The sequence below is a fragment of the Pilimelia columellifera subsp. columellifera genome (assembly GCF_039532605.1).
Lineage (GTDB): Bacteria > Actinomycetota > Actinomycetes > Mycobacteriales > Micromonosporaceae > Pilimelia > Pilimelia columellifera.
The window spans coordinates 60,580-80,472 of sequence record NZ_BAAARY010000014.1; the positions used below are offsets into that span (position 1 = coordinate 60,580).

The 19,893-nt window shown below is 71.7% G+C and carries 15 protein-coding genes, 3 tRNA genes and 2 pseudogenes; 12 read left to right on the plus strand and 8 right to left on the minus strand.

Annotated elements, in window-relative coordinates; translation table 11 throughout:
* Nucleotides 1-5: 5 nt before the first annotated feature.
* From ABD287_RS14415 to ABD287_RS14425, 3 genes and pseudogenes are all read left to right on the plus strand, one after another.
* Nucleotides 6-434 (plus strand): annotated as a pseudogene (locus ABD287_RS14415) (cation transporting ATPase C-terminal domain-containing protein); the annotation flags it as partial.
* A gap of 90 nt (nt 435-524) precedes the next feature.
* Nucleotides 525-1,403, plus strand: coding sequence for a universal stress protein (locus ABD287_RS14420; protein ID WP_344173277.1), 879 nt, complete (start codon nt 525-527; stop codon nt 1,401-1,403).
* 27 nt (nt 1,404-1,430) lie between these two features.
* Entirely contained in the window at nt 1,431-2,441 is a 1,011-nt protein-coding gene (locus tag ABD287_RS14425) for an Acg family FMN-binding oxidoreductase (protein WP_344173279.1), read from the plus strand.
* Nucleotides 2,442-2,456: 15 nt separating this feature from the next.
* Here the strand turns inward: ABD287_RS14425 and ABD287_RS14430 are convergent, their stop codons facing one another.
* Nucleotides 2,457-3,098 (minus strand): phosphoribosyltransferase, encoded by a 642-nt coding sequence (locus tag ABD287_RS14430; RefSeq protein WP_344173281.1) that lies wholly within the window; start codon nt 3,096-3,098, stop codon nt 2,457-2,459.
* 144 nt (nt 3,099-3,242) lie between these two features.
* Between ABD287_RS14430 and ABD287_RS14435 the strand changes: the two genes are divergently transcribed.
* On the plus strand, nt 3,243-5,564 hold the full coding sequence (locus ABD287_RS14435; RefSeq protein ID WP_344173283.1) for a putative bifunctional diguanylate cyclase/phosphodiesterase: 2,322 nt from the start codon (nt 3,243-3,245) through the stop codon (nt 5,562-5,564).
* A gap of 72 nt (nt 5,565-5,636) precedes the next feature.
* Complete coding sequence (locus ABD287_RS14440) at nt 5,637-7,247, plus strand: GMC oxidoreductase (protein WP_344173285.1); 1,611 nt, start codon at nt 5,637-5,639, stop codon at nt 7,245-7,247.
* Nucleotides 7,248-7,260: 13 nt separating this feature from the next.
* Here ABD287_RS14440 and ABD287_RS14445 read toward each other — a convergent pair whose 3' ends face one another.
* The gene (locus ABD287_RS14445; RefSeq protein WP_344173288.1) at nt 7,261-8,229 is read right to left on the minus strand and encodes an NAD-dependent epimerase/dehydratase family protein; all 969 of its coding nucleotides are present in this window, start codon (nt 8,227-8,229) and stop codon (nt 7,261-7,263) included.
* Between the two features lie 158 nt (nt 8,230-8,387).
* On the opposite strand from ABD287_RS14445, the gene ABD287_RS14450 reads away from it, so the two are divergent.
* Entirely contained in the window at nt 8,388-10,016 is a 1,629-nt protein-coding gene (locus ABD287_RS14450) for a histidine kinase N-terminal 7TM domain-containing diguanylate cyclase (RefSeq protein WP_344173290.1), read from the plus strand.
* A gap of 94 nt (nt 10,017-10,110) precedes the next feature.
* Here ABD287_RS14450 and ABD287_RS14455 read toward each other — a convergent pair whose 3' ends face one another.
* The gene (locus ABD287_RS14455; protein WP_344173293.1) at nt 10,111-11,706 is read right to left on the minus strand and encodes an alpha/beta hydrolase; all 1,596 of its coding nucleotides are present in this window, start codon (nt 11,704-11,706) and stop codon (nt 10,111-10,113) included.
* A gap of 393 nt (nt 11,707-12,099) precedes the next feature.
* On the opposite strand from ABD287_RS14455, the gene ABD287_RS14460 reads away from it, so the two are divergent.
* From ABD287_RS14460 to ABD287_RS14475, 4 genes and pseudogenes are all read left to right on the plus strand, one after another.
* On the plus strand, nt 12,100-12,318 hold the full coding sequence (locus ABD287_RS14460) for a hypothetical protein (protein ID WP_344173295.1): 219 nt from the start codon (nt 12,100-12,102) through the stop codon (nt 12,316-12,318).
* Nucleotides 12,315-13,322: a peptidoglycan-binding domain-containing protein gene (locus ABD287_RS14465; RefSeq protein WP_344173297.1), complete on the plus strand. Its 1,008-nt coding sequence runs from the start codon at nt 12,315-12,317 to the stop codon at nt 13,320-13,322. The genes ABD287_RS14460 and ABD287_RS14465 overlap by 4 nt, the downstream gene beginning before the upstream one ends.
* Nucleotides 13,323-13,503: 181 nt before the next feature.
* Nucleotides 13,504-14,715, plus strand: a complete 1,212-nt coding sequence (locus ABD287_RS14470) for a S8 family peptidase (RefSeq protein ID WP_344173299.1) — start codon at nt 13,504-13,506, stop codon at nt 14,713-14,715.
* A 173-nt stretch (nt 14,716-14,888) separates the two neighbouring features.
* Nucleotides 14,889-15,078: pseudogene (locus ABD287_RS14475) on the plus strand (site-specific integrase); the annotation flags it as partial.
* A gap of 73 nt (nt 15,079-15,151) precedes the next feature.
* Here ABD287_RS14475 and ABD287_RS14480 read toward each other — a convergent pair.
* The 3 genes from ABD287_RS14480 to ABD287_RS14490 all read right to left on the minus strand — a co-directional run bounded on the left by ABD287_RS14480 (nt 15,152) and on the right by ABD287_RS14490 (nt 15,420).
* Nucleotides 15,152-15,226, minus strand: a tRNA-Val gene (locus tag ABD287_RS14480).
* Between the two features lie 17 nt (nt 15,227-15,243).
* Nucleotides 15,244-15,314 (minus strand) — tRNA-Cys (locus ABD287_RS14485).
* 33 nt (nt 15,315-15,347) lie between these two features.
* Nucleotides 15,348-15,420: transfer RNA gene (locus ABD287_RS14490), tRNA-Gly, on the minus strand.
* A 312-nt stretch (nt 15,421-15,732) separates the two neighbouring features.
* On the opposite strand from ABD287_RS14490, the gene ABD287_RS14495 reads away from it, so the two are divergent.
* Nucleotides 15,733-16,908 carry a cytochrome P450 gene (locus ABD287_RS14495; RefSeq protein ID WP_344173301.1) on the plus strand — a complete coding sequence of 392 codons (1,176 nt, stop codon included), beginning with the start codon at nt 15,733-15,735 and terminating at the stop codon, nt 16,906-16,908.
* 33 nt (nt 16,909-16,941) lie between these two features.
* Here ABD287_RS14495 and bioD read toward each other — a convergent pair whose 3' ends face one another.
* Together bioD and ABD287_RS14505 are read right to left on the minus strand one after the other, a co-directional pair.
* Nucleotides 16,942-17,679 (minus strand): dethiobiotin synthase, encoded by a 738-nt coding sequence (gene bioD / locus ABD287_RS14500; protein ID WP_344173303.1) that lies wholly within the window; start codon nt 17,677-17,679, stop codon nt 16,942-16,944.
* Nucleotides 17,676-18,827, minus strand: coding sequence for an 8-amino-7-oxononanoate synthase (locus ABD287_RS14505; RefSeq protein ID WP_344173305.1), 1,152 nt, complete (start codon nt 18,825-18,827; stop codon nt 17,676-17,678). Before ABD287_RS14505 ends, bioD begins: the two co-directional genes overlap by 4 nt.
* 62 nt (nt 18,828-18,889) lie before the next feature.
* Here ABD287_RS14505 and bioB point away from each other — a divergent pair, with 62 nt between their 5' ends.
* Nucleotides 18,890-19,885, plus strand: coding sequence for a biotin synthase BioB (gene bioB, locus ABD287_RS14510; RefSeq protein ID WP_344173307.1), 996 nt, complete (start codon nt 18,890-18,892; stop codon nt 19,883-19,885).
* Nucleotides 19,886-19,893 lie beyond the last annotated feature (8 nt).

The following is a 19,893-nucleotide window of genomic DNA, read 5'->3' on the forward strand; positions in this document are numbered from 1 at the left end:
CGGACACCGCGTGCCGCCCGCCCCGCTCGCCCCAGGAGTCGGTGCTCGGCGACGGTCTGGTCCGCGGCATCGTGTCGGCGGCATCCCTCATCACCGTCACCGCGTTGGTGGCCGCCCTGGTGGCGCAGCGGCTGGACCGGCCCTGGCAGTCGGCGCTGTTCGTGGTGCTCGGGCTGGCGCAGCTGGGCGTCGCGTTGGCGGTGCGGGCCACCCGGGCTCCCGGATCGACCGATCGCAATCCGTGGCTGGTGGCCGTGGCGGTCTCGGCGGCCCTCCAGGTGGCGGGGGTGCTGGTTGCGCCGCTGCGGGAGCTGCTGGGCACCGAGCCGCTGTCCTCGACGGATCTGCTCTGGTGCGCCGCATTGGCCACCGCGCCCGGTTTCGCGTTATATATGACCCGCATACGCGTGAACCGCGCCCACCCGGGTAGCTAGCCCGCGGCGGGACCTTCGACTCTGCCCCGGCCGATGCGCTTTCGGAAAGGGTGGAACGGCCCAGGTGTTCCGTCAAGCACAGGAGGAGCAATGACCGCACCCGTCATCGCAGGCGTCGACGGCTCGCCGTCCAGCGAGGTCGCCGCCCGGCACGCCGCCATGGCAGCACGGCGGCTCGGGGCGCCGCTGCGGCTGGTCCACGGGTACCCCAACCCGTTCACCTACGCGCTTCCGCTCGACCCGTACGCGATGGGCCTGCCCGAGGTGAGCAAGGCCGCGGGGGACATGCTCGCCGCCTTTGCCGAGAACCTCCGCCGCGACTTCCCCGACCTGTCCATCGAGGCGGTCGAGGAGCCTGGCGGCGGCGCCGGGGTTCTCGTTGAGCAGTCCCGCGACGCCAGCGTCGTGGTAGTCGGCAACCGCGGCCACGGCGGCTTCGCCGGTCTCAACCTCGGTTCGGTGAGCGCCCAGATCATCGCCCACGCGCACTGTCCGACGCTGGTGGTACGTCCGCCAGACTGTCCAGTCGACGCTCCCGGTCCTGTCGTGGTCGGCACGGACGGCTCCGAGGACGCGCTCGTCGCGGTGCGGGCCGCGGCCGTCGAGGCCGCCGGCCGGGACGTCCCGCTACGGATCATCCACGCGTGGTGGGGGGACCCGGTCCTGGTCTCGCCGACCAGCGACGTCGAACGCGAGTCCGCCGGCCGGCAGAAGGCCCAGGAGGTCGTCGACGCGGCCGTGGCCGCGGCCACCGAGGTCAGACCGGATCTGGTGGTCGAGGGAATCGCCGAGCACAGCCTCAACCCGGAGTACACGATGGTCGAGGCGAGTCGTGCGGCCGCGATCGTGGTGACCGGCTCGCACGGCCGGGGCGGGTTCACCGGACTGCTGCTCGGATCGGTCAGCCAGGCGCTGGCCCACCACGCCGCCTGCCCGGTCCTGGTGGTGCCCACCCGCTCGCGCGCCTGACCACCTCAAACAAGGGAGCCGCCTGGAATGTCTGACGAGCCGACCACCGCGAGCCCGCTGGTCATGGCCCTCACCAAGGCTGCCGGCGTCGGCGGGCACGCCCCGTCCATGCACAACACGCAGCCATGGCGGTGGCGGGCGCAGCCCGACCGGCTGGAGCTGCGGGCGGTCCGCGACCGGCAGCTGTCGGTCGGCGATCCGGACGGCCGGATGCTGACGATCAGCTGCGGGGCGGCGCTGCACCACGCGCGGGTGGCGCTGGCCGCCCTGGGCTGGTCATTCCAGGTCCGGCGGCTGCCGGACCTCACCGACCCGGACCTGCTGGCCGTCATCGGCGATCTCAAGCAGGGCGAGCCGGACGAGGCCGCGATCGTCCTACGGGCGGCGATAGAGGTGCGGCACACCGACCGGCGGCCGGTCGCCGAACAGCGGGTTCCACCCTCGGCCGTCGAGGCGGTGCGCCGGGCCGTCGGCGACGAGGGAGCCCTGCTCCAGATCCTCAACGCCGACCAGACCCTCGACCTGGCAGCCGAGGCGTCCCGGGCCGCGCAGATCCAGGAGCAGGACCGCGACGCCCACGACGAGTTGACCCGCTGGGCGGGCGGAGGCGCGGTCGCCGGCACGGGCATCGACCCGAGCATGTTGCCGGACCGGGCCGCGCAGACCACGGTGCCGCTACGCGACTTCGGGGCCGGCGGCACGCTGCCATCCGAGGGCGGCCACGACCGGTGGGCCGGGTACGGCATCCTCTACGGACCCGGCGACGAGCCACTCGACTGGTTGCGGGCCGGCGAGGGGCTGTCGGCCGGCTGGTTGACCGCCGAGACCGAAGGGCTCTCGCTGCTGCCGATGAGTTGGGTGGCCGAGGTCCCCGGAACCCGGGAGTCGCTGCGGCGCCTCATCGCCGAGGCCGGCATGCCGTACCTGGCGTTGCGGCTCGGCGTCGGCCGTCCACCGGCGGTGGACCCGGAGGCGGGCCCGGCGCCCGTCAGGCGGATCCCGGCGGAGCAGCTCATCGAGGTGGTCGCGGGGCCGTAGCGGTGGGGCCTCGTCTCAGTGGCGGACGGCCACTCGTAGCAGGTCGATGACCTCGGCATCGGTGGTGGCGGAGAAGTCCCGGTACCAGGCGCCGACGGCGGCGAACGACGGTGGACGCCGCAGCAGGAAGACCCGGTCGGCGTAGCTGGCCAACAGGGTGGCCCCGTCGGGCGCGGACACCGGCGCGGCGAACCCGAGCCAGGCCGGCTCCTTACGGCGGGCCCACCGCAGCGCCGCCCGCGCGGTGACGCCGGTGGCCAGACCGTCGTCGACGACCAGCACCCGCCGGCCGTCCAGCGGAAGACGTGGCCGGGAGCCCCGGTAGAGCGCGACCCGCCGCCGTAGCTCGACGACCTCGGCGGCCGCAGTCTCCGCCAGGTCGCTCGGCCGTAATCCCAGCCAGCTCAGATTGCTCTGGTCGAAGCATGGGTGCTCGTCCTCGGCCATCGCCCCGACACCCAGCTCGGGGCGTCCCGGAGCGCCGATCTTACGGATGACGGCGATGTCGAGATCGGCGCCCAACGCGGCCGCCACCCGGGCCGCCACCGGGACCCCGCCACGGGGAAGGCCCAATACGAGGTCGGCGGAGACGTGGCGGGCCAATAGCTCACCGGCGAGTTGGTTCCCGGCGTCGACGCGATCCTCGAACAGCTCCACCGGTGACGTCTACCCCACGCCCCCAGCCGCGAAACCACGGAACGTCACCAGACCAACACAATTGGCTTAACTGCCCCGATGTCAGGTCGATACAGATTCCTGACGGACCAGCGGAGGGAGGCAGTGTTGTCCATGGTCCCCCGCGTGCGCTCAGCAGCCGCCCGGATCTCCGCGCCGGTGGCCCTGTCAGCGGCGGCGACGGCCTTCAGCATCGTATGGATCATCGTGCTGAGCCTCGGTTTCCGCCCGCCCAGCCTCATCGGCTGGTCGGTCACCGCCCCGTCCGCCTGGCTGGCCGGCGGCTACTGCTGGTGGGTGGCGCGCGGCGCAGGGCAGGAGCCGGCCGCCCGCCGGTTCTGGCGCCTGGCGGCGACCGCCATCACGCTCATCGGCGTGGGCGCGACGCTAAACTTACGCGACGACCTCACCCATTCCGCCGCCGGCGTGACGCCGGTCGCCAGCAGCACGGTCGTCGTCTACATGTCCGGCGTCGTGGTGATGCTGTGGGGGCTGCTGCGCCTCCCCGGCCGGTCCCAGCTCTCGGTCACCGAACGCCGTCGCTTCTTCCTCGACGCCACCATCGTGGTCCTCACCGTCGGCATGTTCGCGTGGCGGCTGTCGTTCAGCCAGTTCGACGAGTGGCGGGACCTGGGGGGCACCCTCTCTGTGCTCTCCGTGATCCTGCTGGCGTGCGTCGCGATCTTCACGTTCATCAAGCTCGCGCTCGTGGGCGTCAGCGTCGTCAACCGGGGCGCCCTGCACATGCTGTCGGCGGCCACCGGCGTCGGCGCCGGGCTCGGCGCGCTCGCCCCGATCATGGCGACCAAGGCGCAGATCGAGGCGGCCGCCATCTGCATCCCGCCGGTGGCGCTCGGATACGTCCTGGCAGCCCGCCGCCAGGCCCGGGCCACCCCGGCCGCCCAGCCGCAGGCGAAGCGGCGTCGGCCGTTCAGCTACCTGCCGTACGTCGCGGTCGTCGGACTCGACGGCCTGCTGCTGTGGGTCGCCCGTAACCACCCGGTGAACGACGCTCTGGTCGCCGGCGCGGCCGTCGCGCTCACCGCGCTGGTCGTCTACCGGCAGATCAGCGCGCTCAAGGACAACGGCCGGCTGCTCAACCGGGTCGACGCGACCGTGCGACAACTCCAGGACGCCCAGGAGCAGCTGAGCCACCAGGCCGACCACGACGCGCTCACCGGACTGGCCAACCGCCGGCTGTTCGAGCACCGGATGCGCCAGGCGCTGGACGCCGACGCACAGGCCAGTGTCGTCCTCATCGACCTGGACGACTTCAAGACCGTCAACGACCGGCTCGGCCACGTCATCGGCGACGAGCTGCTGGTGGCGGTCTCGGAGCGGCTGCGCGGCTGCGTGCGGCCCGACGACACCGTGGCCAGGCTGGGCGGCGACGAGTTCGCCATGCTGCTCGCCAGCCTCACCGCTGACGCCGGGACCAGCGTCCTCGACCGGATCAACATCGTGCTGTCCGCCCCGATCCGGGTCGCCGGCCACGACCTGCTGGTGCGTTGCAGCACCGGCATCGCCGACGTGGAGTCCGGGCTGGACACCACCGAGGTGCTACGCCGCGCCGACCTGGCCATGTACGCGGCCAAGGAAGCCGGCAAGGGCCAGTACGCCAGCTACGAGCCGGAGCTGGACGAGCGCGCCAACTACGACGCCCAGCTCGGCGCCGAGCTTCGGCTGGCGATGGACCGGGGCGACTTCCGGCTGCTGTTCCAGCCGGTGGTCCGCCTGCCCGACGGCGCCCCGGTTGGCGCTGAGGCGCTCATCCGCTGGCACCACCCGCAGCGTGGGGTGATTCCGCCGGACGAGTTCATACCGGCGGCCGAGCGCACCGGGCTCATCGTGCCGTTGGGCGCCTGGGTGCTCAATGAAGCGTGCCGGACCGCGGCCGGCTGGCTCAACGACGACCACGCGACGAACCCGTGGACGGTCAGCGTCAACATCTCCGCCCGCCAGCTGCGGGAGGCCGGGTTCTCCCGGCGGGTCTCCGCCGCGCTGTCGGCCGCCGGCCTGCCCGCCGAGCGGCTCATGATCGAGGTCACCGAGACCGCAGTGTTCGACAGCCACGCCGCGGCGAACGCCCTCAGGGAGATCTCCGCCCTGGGCGTGGCCATCGCGCTCGACGACTTCGGCACCGGGCACTCGTCGCTGGGTCTGCTGCGCAAGATCCCGGTCAACGTGCTCAAGGTCGACAAGTCATTCATCGACAACATTACCGGCAGCACCGCCGAGGCGACGATCGCGACCGCCATGGTCAGCCTGGCCAACGGCCTGGACCTGGGTGTGGTCGCCGAGGGCGTGGAGAGCGCCGCGCAGGCCCGCCAGCTCCACCTCATCGGGTACCGGCTGTCGCAGGGCTTCCACTTCGCCCGGCCGCTGCCGGCCGAGGAGGTGCGGGACCTGCTCGTCGCCGAGACCAAACGCGCCCCGCTCGCAGTCTGAGCCCGCCGCCCTCGCCCTGACGACCGTCCACAAGCTCTGGTCACGAACGTCCGGCGATGACAGAGTGTGTTGATGCGTCCACACACCGCCACCCGTCGTCATGTCCTCATCGGAACGGCAACGGCCGCGGCCGGCGCCGTGGTCGGGCCAGGGCACGCCGTCCAGGCCGCGCCAGGCGCGCCGGTCGACGTCCCGGCGCTGGTCATCGGCACCGGCTACGGCGGCAGCGTCGCCGCCCTCCGGCTCGCCCTGGCCGGCCACCGGGTCACCATGTTGGAGATGGGCCAGGAATGGAACCGTCCCGGCCACGACGGTCGGGTGTTCGCCCGGATGACCGAGCCCGACGAACGGTCAATGTGGCTCAGACGCCGTACCGCGATGCCGATCAGCCACCTCACGGGCGTCCCGCTGGACCGGCCCATCAAGCTCGGCGCCGGCGTCCTGGACCGGGTCGACTTCGCGGCGATGGGCGTCTACTGCGGCGTCGGCGTCGGTGGCGGGTCGCTGGTCAACGGCGGCATGGCCGTGCGGCCACGCCGGGACTACCTGGCCGAGGTCATGCCGGGCCTACCGCTGGACGACTTCTTCGCCCGCCACCTGCCGCTGGCCGAACGTGAGCTGGGCGTCAACCACGTCACCGAAGCGCTCCTGGAAGCCAGCCCGTACTACCAGTACGCGCGGCTGGGCCGGGACACCGCGCAGGCGTCCGGGCGCCGGGTGGTCCCGGTGCCCAACGTCTACGACTTCGCCTACCTGGAACAGGAGGCCGCCGGCCAGGCGCCCGGATCGGCGACCGCGAACGAGGTCATCTTCGGCAACAACCACGGCAAGCGTGACCTGACCAAGACGTACCTGGCCCGGGCCCGGGCCACCGGCCTCGTCACCGTCCAGGCGGCCACCCGGGCCAGCGGAATCGAACGGGCCGGCGACGCCTTCGTCGTGCGAGCCGAGATGCTGACCGCCGACGGAACCGTGTCCGGGACGGTCGTCTACCGGGCCCCGCGGGTGTTCCTGGCTGCCGGCAGTCTGGGCACAACCGAGCTGCTGCTGCGCTCGCGGGCCGCCGGGGGCCTGACCGGGCTCTCGGAGGAGCTGGGCTTCGGCTGGGGGCCCAACGGCAACACGATGCTGGGCCGGGCTAACCACGTCTGGCAACCGACCGGCGCCAGGCAGTCCACGATCCCGGTGCTGGGCATCGACAACTGGGCTTACGCCACCGGCCAGGACCGGGTCTTCGCCGAGATCGCCCCGTTCCCGGCCGGCATCGACACCTACCTGAGCCTGTACCTGGCGATCACGGCGAGCGCCAGCCGGGCCCGGTTGAGCTGGGACGCCACCGCCGGCCGAATGATCCTGGACTGGACCCGCGCGCACGCGGCGGCCTCGGTGACGGCCGTCAGGCGCACCTTCGACGCGATCAACGCCAAGCAGGGCTCCACATACCGGGTGGACCTGTTCGGCAGCGACCGGACATTCTCCGACCACTTCACCTACCACCCGTTGGGCGGGTGCGTCCTCGGGACGGTGACCGACAGGGCCGGCCGGGTCCGTGGTCAGGGCGGTCTCTACATCGTGGACGGCTCGCTGGCGCCCGGCAGCCTCGGGGTGAACCCGTTCCTGACGATCACCGCCCTGGCTGAGCAGATCATGGAGACCGTCCTCGCCGAGGACCTGCGCTCCTGACCCGCCACACCGCTCAGGGCTGCCCCGGCTGCGGGCAGGCGGCGATCATCTCGCGCAGACCGTCGTCGAGATGGTGGCCGCTCACGCCGAGCTGCCCGGCGGCCACCGCCGGGTCGAGGAACAGTTCGGCGGTGAGCAGCTCGGTGAGGCGCCCGGGGGTCAACCCCGGCTCCCTGCCTCTCGCCCGGTATCCCAGGCCGGCGCCGCCGAGAGCGGCGCGCAGCAGGGCTGCCGGCAGCCGCCGGACGCGCGGCGGACGGCCGAGCGCCGCGCCGATCCGTGCCACCAGCGCGTCCCAGGCGAGGTTCTCCTGGGCCACCGGGAACGCGCCGTCGGCGCCGCGTTCCAGCGCGCCGCCGACGGCCTGTCCCATCGCGGCCGCGGTGATGACCGCCGTCCCTCCGGGCGGGACCGGGCACGGACGGCCCGCCCGCAGCCATCCCACCAGAGGCGCCCACAGCGGATCACGGCCGGGGACGGCGCCGAAGACGAAGGGCGTCTCCAGCAGCGCCACGCTCAGGTCGGGCCCGGCGGCCCGGCGGCACGCGTGGGCCTGGGCCACCCGGCTGGCGATGTAGGGATGTCGGGCGGCCAACCGCATCGCGGGGCGTTGGCGGTCGATGGCGGTGAAGTAGGACCCGATGACGACGGCCCGGCGCACCCCGGTCCGCTTGGCCGCCGCGAGCATGTCCTGAACCGGAACCACGTTGCCGGCGTGGAAGTACGGCACCGCCGGCGCCTTCGGCGCCGCCCGGTCGTCGACCCCGGCGGCGAAGACCACGGCTTCCTGCCCGAAGAGCAGCGCGGCCCAGCCGTCCTCGTCGAGGGTCTCCAGGTCGACGGGCACGAACCGGGCCCGGTCCTCCAGGGTCGACGGCGGCCGTCGCCGGCCGCTGACGCTGACCTCGTGGCCACGCCTGACCAGCTCAGCGGCTGCGTGCTGACCGAGCAGCCCCGTCCCGCCCACAATGAATACCCGCACCGTCGCCTCCTGCCCGCAACCGCCCATCCGGCGCGTCCGGGAATGAAACGTATCCGATCGCTGGGTTCGGCTCACCTGGATCGCCGGTCGACCGATGGGAACACGAAGCCCGTGCCGTGGACGCCGGGCCGGGAACGGGCGGACGGGCGGGAGTGGCGATGCGGCTCGCCGTTGTGCTGATCTTCCTGCCTGCGACGCTGGCCGCCGTCGGGGTCACGTGGCGGAGCTGGCGCCGGCGGCGGGAGTCCACTGCTCTGGCCGCGATGGCGCTGGTCGCTGCCGGCATCGCCCAGTGGTCGGCGGCGGAGCTGATCGCGATGGCGTTCCCCCGGCCGGCCGTGGTCGTTGCCAATGGCTTCGCGTTGTTCGTCGGCGTCACCGGGGTGGTGGCGGGGTTCCACTGTCTGTCGCGGGCGGTGGTGGACCGTGGCTGGCGGCTGAGCCGGCGCACCGCGGCGTTGCTGATGATCGAGCCCGTGATCGTGTTCGGGCTGCTGGCCACCAACCGCTGGCACGAGGCGTTCATCGCCAGGTGGGAACCGATGCCGCCAGGTTCGCTGACGCCGCTGCGTGAGGTGTACGGCCCGCTGTTCTGGGCCCATACCGCCTACAGCGATCTCATTCTGGCTGCCGGGTTGGTCCGGCTCGTCCGGGCTGCGTGGCGGTCGGCCGGGGCGACCCGCACGATGCAGATGCTCATCCTCATCGGGACGATCCCGCCCCTGGCCGCGAACATGCTCGCCATCAGTGATCTGCTGCCGCAGATCGATCTCACGGTTCTCGGCTTCGCGGTCACCGTCGTCGTCGGCTACCGGGCGGTCAGCGGACAGTGGCTGGTCGAGCGGGTACCGATCGCCAACCAGCGCATTCTGGACGCCGTCAGCGACGCCGTCGTGGCGATCGACCGGGACGGACGGATCATCAACGGGAACCCGGCCGCCCGGCGTCTGGCGCGGCTGCTGGCGCCGGATCTGGACGGCGAGCTGTCCGGTCAATCGATCCGGCTGGTCCTGGGGCGGCTGGCCCCGGGCGAGCAGCTCACCTCCGAGCAGGAACACACCATCACGAACGCCCGCGGCGCCGGGGTGGACCTGCATGTGCGGATCAGCCCGGTGCACGGCCACGGCGCCCGGCTTCTCGGCTGGACCATCGTCGCCCGCGACATCACGGATCTGAACCGTCAGGCCCGGGCGCTGGCGGAGGCGAACCGTCAGCTCAACGACCAGGTCCGGACCATCGAGGCGCTACGCGCCGACCTGGCCGAGCAGGCGATCCGCGACCCGCTGACCGGCCTGCACAACCGCCGCCACCTCATGGAGCGGCTTGACCACAGCGCCGCGGAGCTGACCGCCGCCGGCCTACCGCTGAGCCTGGCCATCATCGACGTGGACCACTTCAAGCAGGTGAACGACGATTTCGGCCACGGCGTCGGGGACGCCGTGCTGGTTCAGCTCGCCGCCCGGCTCAGCGGGGCCGCCGGCGGCAGCGACCTGCTGGCGCGACACGGCGGCGAGGAGTTCGTGCTCGTGATGCCGGGCGCCGACGCTGACCTGGCCTGGCAACGACTGGAGGACGTCCGGCGTGCCGTGTCGGATCTGCCGCTCGACGCCGACGGGCGCTCGTTGTCGGTCACCGTCAGCGTGGGGGTGGCGACGACCTACGGCGAACACACCCGCGCCGAGTTGTTCCACTGCGCCGACGTGGCCCTGTACCGCGCCAAGACCGGCGGCCGCAACCGCGTCGCGGCCGCCGACGCCGACTGTGCTCCGGGCGAGGTGGCGGCCTGAGGCTGTCTGCGGCGTCAGGCCGCCGCAGGCGCACGAACGACGGCCCGCGCCAACACGGTACGGGCCGTCGTTCGTCGCTGCGGATCGGCGCGGATCAGCGCCGCCAGAGCGCGGCGTCGAGCGGGTGCTCGGCGGCTGGCGCGAATCCGGGCGTGGCGACCGGGCGCGGGGCCGGGGCGCACTCCACGTCCGAGCCGGCGCCTGGCTGGCGCTTGGGGAGGGCGCCGGTGCGCAGGTACTCGGCGATCGGGTTGTCGACGCACGCGTTGCCGCGCAGCGATACCGAGTGCTGGGTGCCGCCCGGAGTGCTGATCAGCGCCGACTTCGGGAAGATCTTCCGGGCCTGTAGCGCACCGCCGTAAGGGGTGGCGGCGTCCCGCTCCTCGTTGATGATGAGCACCGGCGGGGCCTTGCGCGGATCGACCTTCACCGGCTTGCCGGCCTTCGCCGGCCAGTACATGCACGGCGCGTTGAACCAGTTGTTCGCCCATGTGTAGAACGGCGCCTTGGCGTGGACCTTGGCGTTGTCCTTCTTCTGCCGCGACCACTTCGGCCACTGGATGTCGGTGCACTGCACGCTGAGATAGACCGCGTAGGAGTTGTCATCGCCGGGACCGTTGGCGTAATCGTAGGCGGCCTTGAGCGCCGCCGCCGCGGCCTCGTCCTGGTTGTTGACCCACCCGGAGAACGCTGCGGCGATCGCTTTCCACCGGCCCTGGCTGTAGCCGGCGGGCAGGAACATGTCAGCAAACTCGCTGGAGCCGATAAGGCCGCCGGCCGGCTTCCTGCCGAGCTGGACGCTGGTGGCGTAGTAGCGCTTCTCCACCTCACGGCCGGTCGGTCCGAGCTTGTAGACGGTGTCGTTCTGGGCGATCCACTGGAAGAACGTCTTCACGTTGGCGTCGAAGGCGATGTTCTGGTTGAGGTTCGCCTTGTACCAGACGTTGCGGTGGTCGACGACGCCGTCGATGACCATGCGGTGGATCCGCTTCGGGAACATCGTGGCGTAGACCTGGCCCAGGTAGCTGCCGTAGGAGAAGCCGTAGAAGCTGATCCGGTCAGCGCCGAGGGCGACCCGGATCGTCTCCATGTCGCGGATCGTGTCCACGGTCTCGATGTTGTTGAGCAGAGCGCCGCCGGACCGGCGGCAGGCCTCGGCGTACGCCTTGGCGCGCTTGAGGTTCGCCACCTCGATCGCCTTGGTGCTCGGCACGTACTCAGGACGGTTGTAGGCGAAGACCTGGGGGTCGCAGCTGATCGCCGGCTTGCTCTCGCCGACGCCGCGGGGGTCGAAGCCGACCCAGTCGTACGCGTCGCCGGCGCCGCCGGGCACGCGCTCGCCCAGGACCGACAGGGTCAGGCCGGAGCCTCCCGGTCCGCCGGGGTTGACCAGCATCGGGCCCTGCGCGGCCGCGTCGGCGGTCTTGTGCTTGATCCGCGAGACGGCCAGCTGAATCTTCTCGCCGTCGGGCTTGGCGTAGTCGAGTGGCGCGGTGACGTACCCGCACTGGGCGCCACGCTTGGCCAGGGTCTCGTTCGTGCAGGCGGTCCAGACGATGGTCTCGGCAGCCGCCGAGGTCGCGGCGCCCGGGGTAGCCGACGTGGTCGCGGAGGCTGAGCCCGACGACAACGCCAACAGGCTCCCCGCGACCGCGATAGCGGCGCAGGACGCCAGAACAGACTTGGTCACAATGTCCCCACATCGATGTCTTTGGCGGAGGGATAGGCAGCACGCGTCGCCCACGAAGAACGCGGCACACGGTTGCGCGCCGCCATCAAACCACACCGGACGTACAAGTTCATCGCATCGATCTTCGTATTCGGACCGCCACAAGCGACGACTCAACATAATGCGGACAAGCTGCGTCACACCGAAAGTCGGTGGATTTCAATCGCCGCGTGGGTTCACCGTGCGGCCGCGTGGCGCCACGCAAGAAGGCCCCCATCGGACGGGCGACGCGTGTCACCCCGAAGCCGCGCGCGATGTCCGCAGTGGTCGCCCTCCTACGGGTGGGGATCTGTCTCTTCGCAGCTCACGATGCCTAATCTCAGGAGCACAGCCGTACGGATGGGGGCAAAGACGATGAGTACCCCGAAACAGCGGACACCCCAGAGCATCGAGATGACCGACGACGGACTGTTCGAGATCGCAGCGCTCATGCCGGCGCTGCCGGACGACGCGCCCTCGCCCACCGGCGAGGGCGCGAGCGGTGGCGCGGCCGGACCTGACCACCAGCCCTGCCCCTACGACATCGGCGCCGACGGCGTCGACCCCTGCGCCGCGCTGGGGGTGTCCGGATGACCAGCCTCACCGGCGGGCAGATCGTCGACCCGCGTACCGGCGACCGGATTGCCTGGCGCCCGGCCGGCCCCATCGCCGACGAATGGCTCTTCTACCACCTGCACCGCACCGTGGGCTGGACCTGCCTGGGCGTCATCGGCAACCGGGCCCACCTGCTCGCCCAACCGCCCGAGGACCACACCCCGTTCTCCCGCAGCTGCGTCGACGGGCGCTGCCCGCTGCGCGGCTGGGTGTACGCCATCGACGGCCGAGTGCCCGACCAACGCAAGTTCGAGCCCTGGCTGCTGGGACGCCTCCGCGCCGGCTTCTACCAGCACATCAAGTACATCAACGTCAACAACCGACACTGGTCGCGGACGTCAGTGCGCGCTGGCAGGACCTTCGCCACGTCGGCGTACTCCCGGGACGACCATCTCCACCTGTCGGTGCGCCCCGGGTACGAGTACGCCCGATCGACGATCCTCGCGGACTGGGGTTACTACCGCGCCCATGGGCGCAACATCGTCAGGCCGGCGCCGGTCCCGCGCCCCCGATCGAACCCGGCTGCCTCGCCGGCCCACGCCGCCGCCCGCAGGCTGCCCGTCACGCGGCGAGGGGCCACCGGACGGGTGGTCCGGATCGCTCAGGGCATGCTCGCCGCCAACGGGCAACGGCTTTTCGTGGACGGCCGGTTCGGCGCCATGACCGAAGCCGCAGTGCGGGCGTTCCAGCGCGTCGAACGGGTGCCGGTTGATGGCATCGTCGGTCCCACGACCTGGGGCCGGCTGATGCCGACCCGGCCGGCGACAGTGGTCCGCGGCATGGTCGCCGACGACGTGGCTGTGATGGCTGGCCTGCTGACCGCGTGGGGCTACCCGGTCCCGATCGACCGGACCGCCGACGAACAGATGATCACAGCGCTCAAGCGGTATCAGGTTGCCCGCCGGGTGCCTGACAGCGTCGTGAACGGACGCGGCGACGGCATCGGCGGAGCGAAGACCTGGCTGTCGCTGCTGACGCTCTGATCTGGAGCTGCGCACCGGGAACCCATTAGCAGAGTTTAGCGAGAAACTCAATACTACTCTTCGATCACCTTCGCATCATACGATGGCGCAATCGATCCCCATCGATGGCAGCTCCCGGATGCGCGAACCGGCCCACGCCCGGCGCTCCGGGGTTCCCCCGCCCATCAGGAGGCCAATCACCATGGCAACCACCCCCAGCCGCATCGTCGGCTCCCTGTTCGCGGTCGCCGGCCTCGGCGTCGCGACCGTCCTAGGCGCTGGCGCAGCGTCGGCTGGCCAGCAACCGGTCGGCCACATCCTCGCAGCAGACAGCTCCACCGCAATCGCCGGCAGCTTCATCGTCAAGTTCAAGGACGACGCCGTTGCGAGAGCTGCGGTCGACTCGACCGCCAGCCGGCTTGCCAACGCGTACGACGGCACCGTCGTCCGCACATACTCCGCCGTCGGCGGATTCCAGTTCACCGGCACCAGCGCCGACGCCGCACGCCTGGCGGCCGACCCCTCGGTGGCCTACGTGGAGCAGGACCAGGTGGTCCGGCTCGACGACCGCTCGAGCAAGAAGCGCCTCGCCGCCCCGTGGGGCGTCGACCGCAGTGACCAGCGCAAGCTGCCCCTGGACGGCGCCTACAAGCCCATGGGCAACGGCGGCGAGGGCGTCAACACCTACGTCGTCGACACCGGCGTCCGCCTGACCCACAAGGACTTCGGCGGGCGCGCCCTGACCGGCTTCGACGCGGTCACCAGCGGCGGCAAGGCCGACGACTGCCACGGCCACGGCACTCACGTCGCCGGCTCAACCGCCGGCACGACGTACGGGATCGCTCCGAAGGCGAAGATCTACGCCGTGCGTGTCCTCGACTGCAACGGCAGCGGCTCCAACAGCGGCGTCGTCGCCGGCATCGACTGGGTCGCCAAGAACGGCATCAAGCCGGCCGTGGCGAACATGAGCCTCGGCGGTGGCGCCAACCAGTCCACCGACGATGCCGTGAAGCGGGGCATCGCAGCGGGTGTCGTGTTCGTGGTCGCCGCAGGCAACGACAACAAGGACGCCTGCAACACCTCGCCAGCCCGTACTCCAGAGGCGATCACCGTCGCCGCCAGTCAGAAGAACGACGGGCCCGCGTCGTTCACCAACTTCGGCCGGTGCGTGGACATCTGGGGCCCGGGTGTGGACATCCCGAGCGCGTGGAAGGACAGCGACACCGCGACCAAGACGATCAGCGGCACGTCGATGGCGTCCCCGCATGTCGCCGGTGCTGCCGCCCTGTACCTGGAGGCAAACCCGAGCGCCACTCCGGCGCAGATCGCCGAGAAGATGGCGTCCACCGCCACGCCGGGCGTGATTACCAACCCGAAGGGCACCGTCAACAAGCTGATGTACGTCGGTTCCTAGCCGACAGCACGGCGGCCAGCGGCCACCAAATTAGTGACGCAAGCGGTCTGGGGCCGGTAGGCAGTTGCCTACCGGCCCCAGACCGTTCGAGCTGGCCAGCCGCGCGGAGAGCTCGTGTGATGTTGTGACAGTAGGTAAAGGCACCGCCGGCGGCAGGGCCAAGCGCAGGATAAGACTGGCGCGAGATGCGGCACAGCTTCGTGTCGCTGATGTCGGACTCGGGAAATCTCGATCGAGGACATCGCCGATCTCGTCGGTCACGCCAGCACGAAGGTGACTGAGACGGTCTACCGCCACCAACTGCGCTCGGTCCTGTTGGAAGGCGCGGACGGGATGGATTCGATCTTCGGGAAGGGACACTGAGATGCGTTGGCTCCCCGTTTTGCCCCCGGATGCAAAGGAGGCCACGACCGTCGATGGGTCATGGCCTCTGAGCTGGTGGGCGATACTGGGTTTGAACCAGTGACCTCTTCCGTGTCAGGGAAGCGCGCTCCCACTGCGCCAATCGCCCGTGCTGTTGCTGTACCGAGGTGGGGACGGGATTTGAACCCGCGTACACGGCTTTGCAGGCCGTTGCCTCGCCTCTCGGCCACCCCACCGAGGCTGAGGCCCTGATGAATCGAACCTCTCCGAGCGGACGACGGGACTCGAACCCGCGACCCTCACCTTGGCAAGGTGATGCGCTACCAACTGCGCTACGTCCGCACATTGCTACCGGTCTACTTCGATCGAGCCCGCACAGTCTCGCACGGGCCAGTCTGCCTTGTCGCTTTCCGGTTGTCGCCAGCGTTTCCCGGTGACGGATGAGAACTTTAGCGGGTCTGGGGGCACGTGCCAAATCCGGGGTCGTCCTGGCGCGTCCACGCAGGCCAGCACCGATATGCCAACATGTCGGACGAGCCGCCCGCCCAGGCGAGCACGCGCAGCGAGCCGCGGGCCCGGGCGCCTGCCGCAGCCCACGATCAGCTACCGGCCGCCGTCGTCACCGGATCCAGGCGGGTCTTGTAGCGTCGCCTGGTGCTTTGCCGGACGTGGGGTGAGGCGATCGAGGCCGACTGGCCACCGGTCGCCGAGGTCAGCGACCCTGTCGGTGGGCGGCACCTGCTGGTGTCCAGCCATGCGCTCGTCCGCGAGGTGCTGGGCGACCCGGTCAGGTTCCGGCCGGACAACGCCCTCGACGCGCTCACCCCGATCCCCATCTCGGCGTTGCGGGTGCTGGCCCGGCACGGTTTCCGGCTGCCGCCGACGCTGGCCAACAACGGCGACGAAAGCCACCCCCGCCTGCGGGCGCTGGTCGCTGAGGCGCTGCACCCCAGGCGGGTGGAGCAGCAGCGGGGGTGGCTCACCGACATCGTGCGGGAGCGGGTCGTCGGGCTGACGACGCTACTCGAGCGCGGCGAGCCGGTCGACCTGTACGCCGACCTGGCCGCGGATCTGCCGCTGCGGGTGCTGGCCCGCCTCATCGCGCTGCCTGAGTCGGACACGGCGGTGGTGAAGGAGTTCTCCCGGTCGGCGCTGGAGCTGTTCTGGGCGCCCCTGGACACTGCCCGCCAGGAGCAGCTGGCGGATACGGTCGGTCGCTACCACACAGCGCTACGCCAGTTCGCCGCCACTGGCGGGGGGTTGGCGGGGCAGCTGCGCGAGCTTGCCGGCAGCGTCGATGTCGCCGTAGGCGCGTTGTTCTTCCTGCTGGTCGCCGGGCAGGAGACGACGTCGCAGTTCCTGACGTTGCTCCTGCACCGGCTCGTGGGCGAGCCGGCCGCACTGGCGGCGTTGGCCGGTGGGCTCGTCAGCGCGGCGGACGTCGTCGAGGAAGGACTGCGGCTGGCGCCGCCGATCGTGACCTGGCGACGGGTCGCCGGGGTCGACACGATCCTGGGGGGCACTCCGGTCCCCAAAGGAACCAGCGTCGTGCTGTGGCTGGCCGCGGCGGGCCGCGACGGGGAGATCGTCGCCGACCGGCACGGGTTCGTGCCCGGCCAGCGGGGGTCGCGGCGGCACCTGGCGTTCGGCGCGGGCGCGCACCGGTGTGTGGGGGCCCAGCTGGCGCGGATGGAGGCCACCGTGGTGGTCGAGCAGACCGCCACTGTGCTGGGACGCGTCGCCGTGACCGGCGCCCCGTGGTGCCCGGACAACCTGTCGTTCCGGATGCCCGACCGGCTCGTCGTCCGACTCGCCGCGCCCGGCCGGTGAGCGTGCCGGCGGCCGGGTAGCGCCGGTGGCGGCTCAGCCGCTGTCCTCGGCCCAGGCCCGCCAGTCGTCCAGGGTGCCGAACAGGACCGGGGCGAGCCAGCCGGGCGCCGACCGCGCGAACACCCCGGGCTCCATCGCGCCGGCCCCGGCGGGGAGCACGCCGAGCAGCTGCGGCAGCAGCTCGCCGACGTTGCTCCAGTGCACCAGCTGCGGCTCGGCCGGCCACGCCCCCAGCAGCACCCCCGCGGGGACGCCGCGACGGTCCAGAGCCTCCAGGGTCAACGCGGTGTGGTTGAGGGTGCCGAGCCCCGCGCGGGCCACGACGAGGGCCCGCGCGTCCAGCGAGACAGCCAGGTCCGCGACGGTCCAGGGCTGACCGGACGGGCGCAGACCCATCGGCACGAGCAGACCACCGGCGCCCTCGACGAGGACCAGGTCATGGTCGCCGGCCAGGTCCCGGATCGTGTCGACGACCGCGTAAAGCTCCAGCGGCGGCAGGTCGGCGATCCGGGCGGCCGGCAACGGGGCGAGCGCGTCCGGGTAGCTGGCCAGTGTCTGGACGGTGTGCGGGGCGGCCAAACGGGCCACGGTGCTGGCGTCGTCGGGTTCGCCGTCGGCGGTTCCGGTCTGGCCGGGTTTGACGACGGCGACCTTGAGCCCGGCGGCGCCCGCGGCGGCGGCGAGCGCCGCCGTGGCGACGGTCTTGCCGACGCCGGTATCGGTGCCGGTGACGATGACGATCCCGCGCCACTCGGGTGCGACGGCGCTCACGGGGCGTGTTCCACGATGACATCCAGGGCGTGTTCGAAGTCGGCTCGGGGCACGCCGACGTTGATGGTCAACCGCAACCGGGACCGGTTGTCCGGAGTGGAGGGCGGCCGGAAACATCCGACGGCCACGCCGTCGTCGCGGCAGGCGCCGGCCCAGGCCACGGCCGCGACGGCGTCCGGGGCGGCGACTGACAGCACCCCGGCGGCGGGGGTGGGGACCGCGAGTCCGGCGTCACGCAGCCGGGTGGTGGCGGTCAGCGCGCGGTCGCGCAGCTCGGCGCGTAACGGTTCGCCGGCGGCGGCGATGTCGAGGGCGGCGTGGACGCCGGCGGCCACCGCGGGCGGCAGCGCGGTGTCGTAGATGAAGGTGCGGCCGGTATCGAGCAGGTGTTGGCGCAGGGCTGTCGGCCCGGCGACGACGCCGCCGGCGCCGCCGAGCGCCTTGGCGAGGGTGGCGGTGATGACGACGTCGGGCTCGCCGGCCAGGCCGGCGTCGGCCACCGCCCCGGCGCCGCGCTCGCCGAGCACACCCAGCGCGTGGGCGTCGTCGACTAGCAGCAGGGCGCCGTGCCGGCGGGCGACGGCGTGCAGCTCGGCGAGCGGGGCGAGGTCGCCGTCGACGGAGAAGACGCTCTCGGTGATGACGATGGCGGGGCGGCCGGGCGCCTCGGCGAGCGCCGCCGCGACGGCGTCCGGGTCGGCGTGGTCGACGGTGACGGTCCTGGCCCCGGCCAGGCGGCAGCCGTCGATGAGCGAGGCGTGGTTGTGGGCGTCGTTGACCAGCAGCGTGCCGGGCCGGCTAAGCGCCCGGATGACGCCGAGGTTCGCCAGGTAGCCCGAGGAGTAGACGAGCGCGAAGTCGGCGCCGGCGAGGGCGGCGAGGGCGTCCTCGATGCGCTCGTGCGCGTCGGTGGCGCCGCGGACGAGCCGGGAGCCGGTGGCGCCGAGCCCGTACCCGCGGAGCGCTTCGGCGGCGGCAGCGGTGACCTTCGGGTGCCGGGCCAGGCCCAGGTAGTCGTTGCCGGCGAGGTCGGTGACGTTGTCGTCTGCTGGCCGGGGGCGCAGGACGCGGGTGAGTCCGGCGCGGCCGCGGAGCTGGGCGCGGCGTTCGAGGGTGGCCAGCCAGCCGGCCGGCGCCGGGTTGGTCACGCTGATGGCGGGCCCCCCTTCCGGTGACGGCCCGGGCGTGGGCCGCTTGTAGGGTACGTGCCATGCCAGAGATCCTCGACCGAGCGCGTCAGCAGGTGTTGGAGTCCGGTGTCGGTCTGGACCAGGCCGGCGTCCTGGAGGTTCTGCAGCTTCCCGACGATCGCCTCGCCGCCGCGCTTCAGCTCGCCCACGAGGTGCGGATGCGCTGGTGCGGCCCGGAGGTCGAGGTTGAGGGCATCGTGTCACTCAAGACCGGCGGCTGTCCCGAGGACTGCCACTTCTGCTCCCAGTCGGGGCTGTTCGCGTCGCCGGTGCGCGCGGTGTGGCTGGACATCCCGTCGCTGGTGAAGGCCGCGAAGCAGACGGCGGCGACCGGCGCGACGGAGTTCTGCATCGTGGCCGCCGTGCGTGGCCCGGACGACAAGCTCATGAAGCAGCTGCGCGAGGGCGTCGAGGCGATCAGGGCCGAGGTCGAGATCCAGGTCGCGGCGAGTCTGGGGATGCTCACCCAGGAGCAGGTCGACGATCTGGTCGACATGGGCATCCACCGCTACAACCACAACCTGGAGACGGCGAAGTCGTACTTCCCGAACGTGGTCACCACCCACTCGTGGGAGGAGCGGTGGGAGACCCTGAACATGGTGCGGGAGTCGGGCATGGAGGTGTGCTGCGGCGGCATCCTGGGCCTGGGCGAGACGCTGGAGCAGCGGGCCGAGTTCGCCGCGCAGCTCGGCGAGTTGAAGCCGCACGAGGTGCCGCTGAACTTCCTCAACCCGCGCCCCGGCACCCCGTTGGGCGACCAGCCGGTGGTGGACCCGAAGGACGCGCTGCGGGCGATCGCGGCGTTCCGGTTGGCTTTGCCGCACACCATCCTGCGGTACGCGGGCGGTCGGGAGATCACCCTGGGCGACCTGGGCACCAAGGACGGTCTGCTCGGCGGGATCAACGCCGTCATCGTCGGCAACTACCTGACGACGTTGGGCCGTCCGGCGAACAGCGACCTGGACCTGCTGGACGAGCTGAAGATGCCGGTGAAGGCGCTCAACGCGACGATCTGAGGACGCCG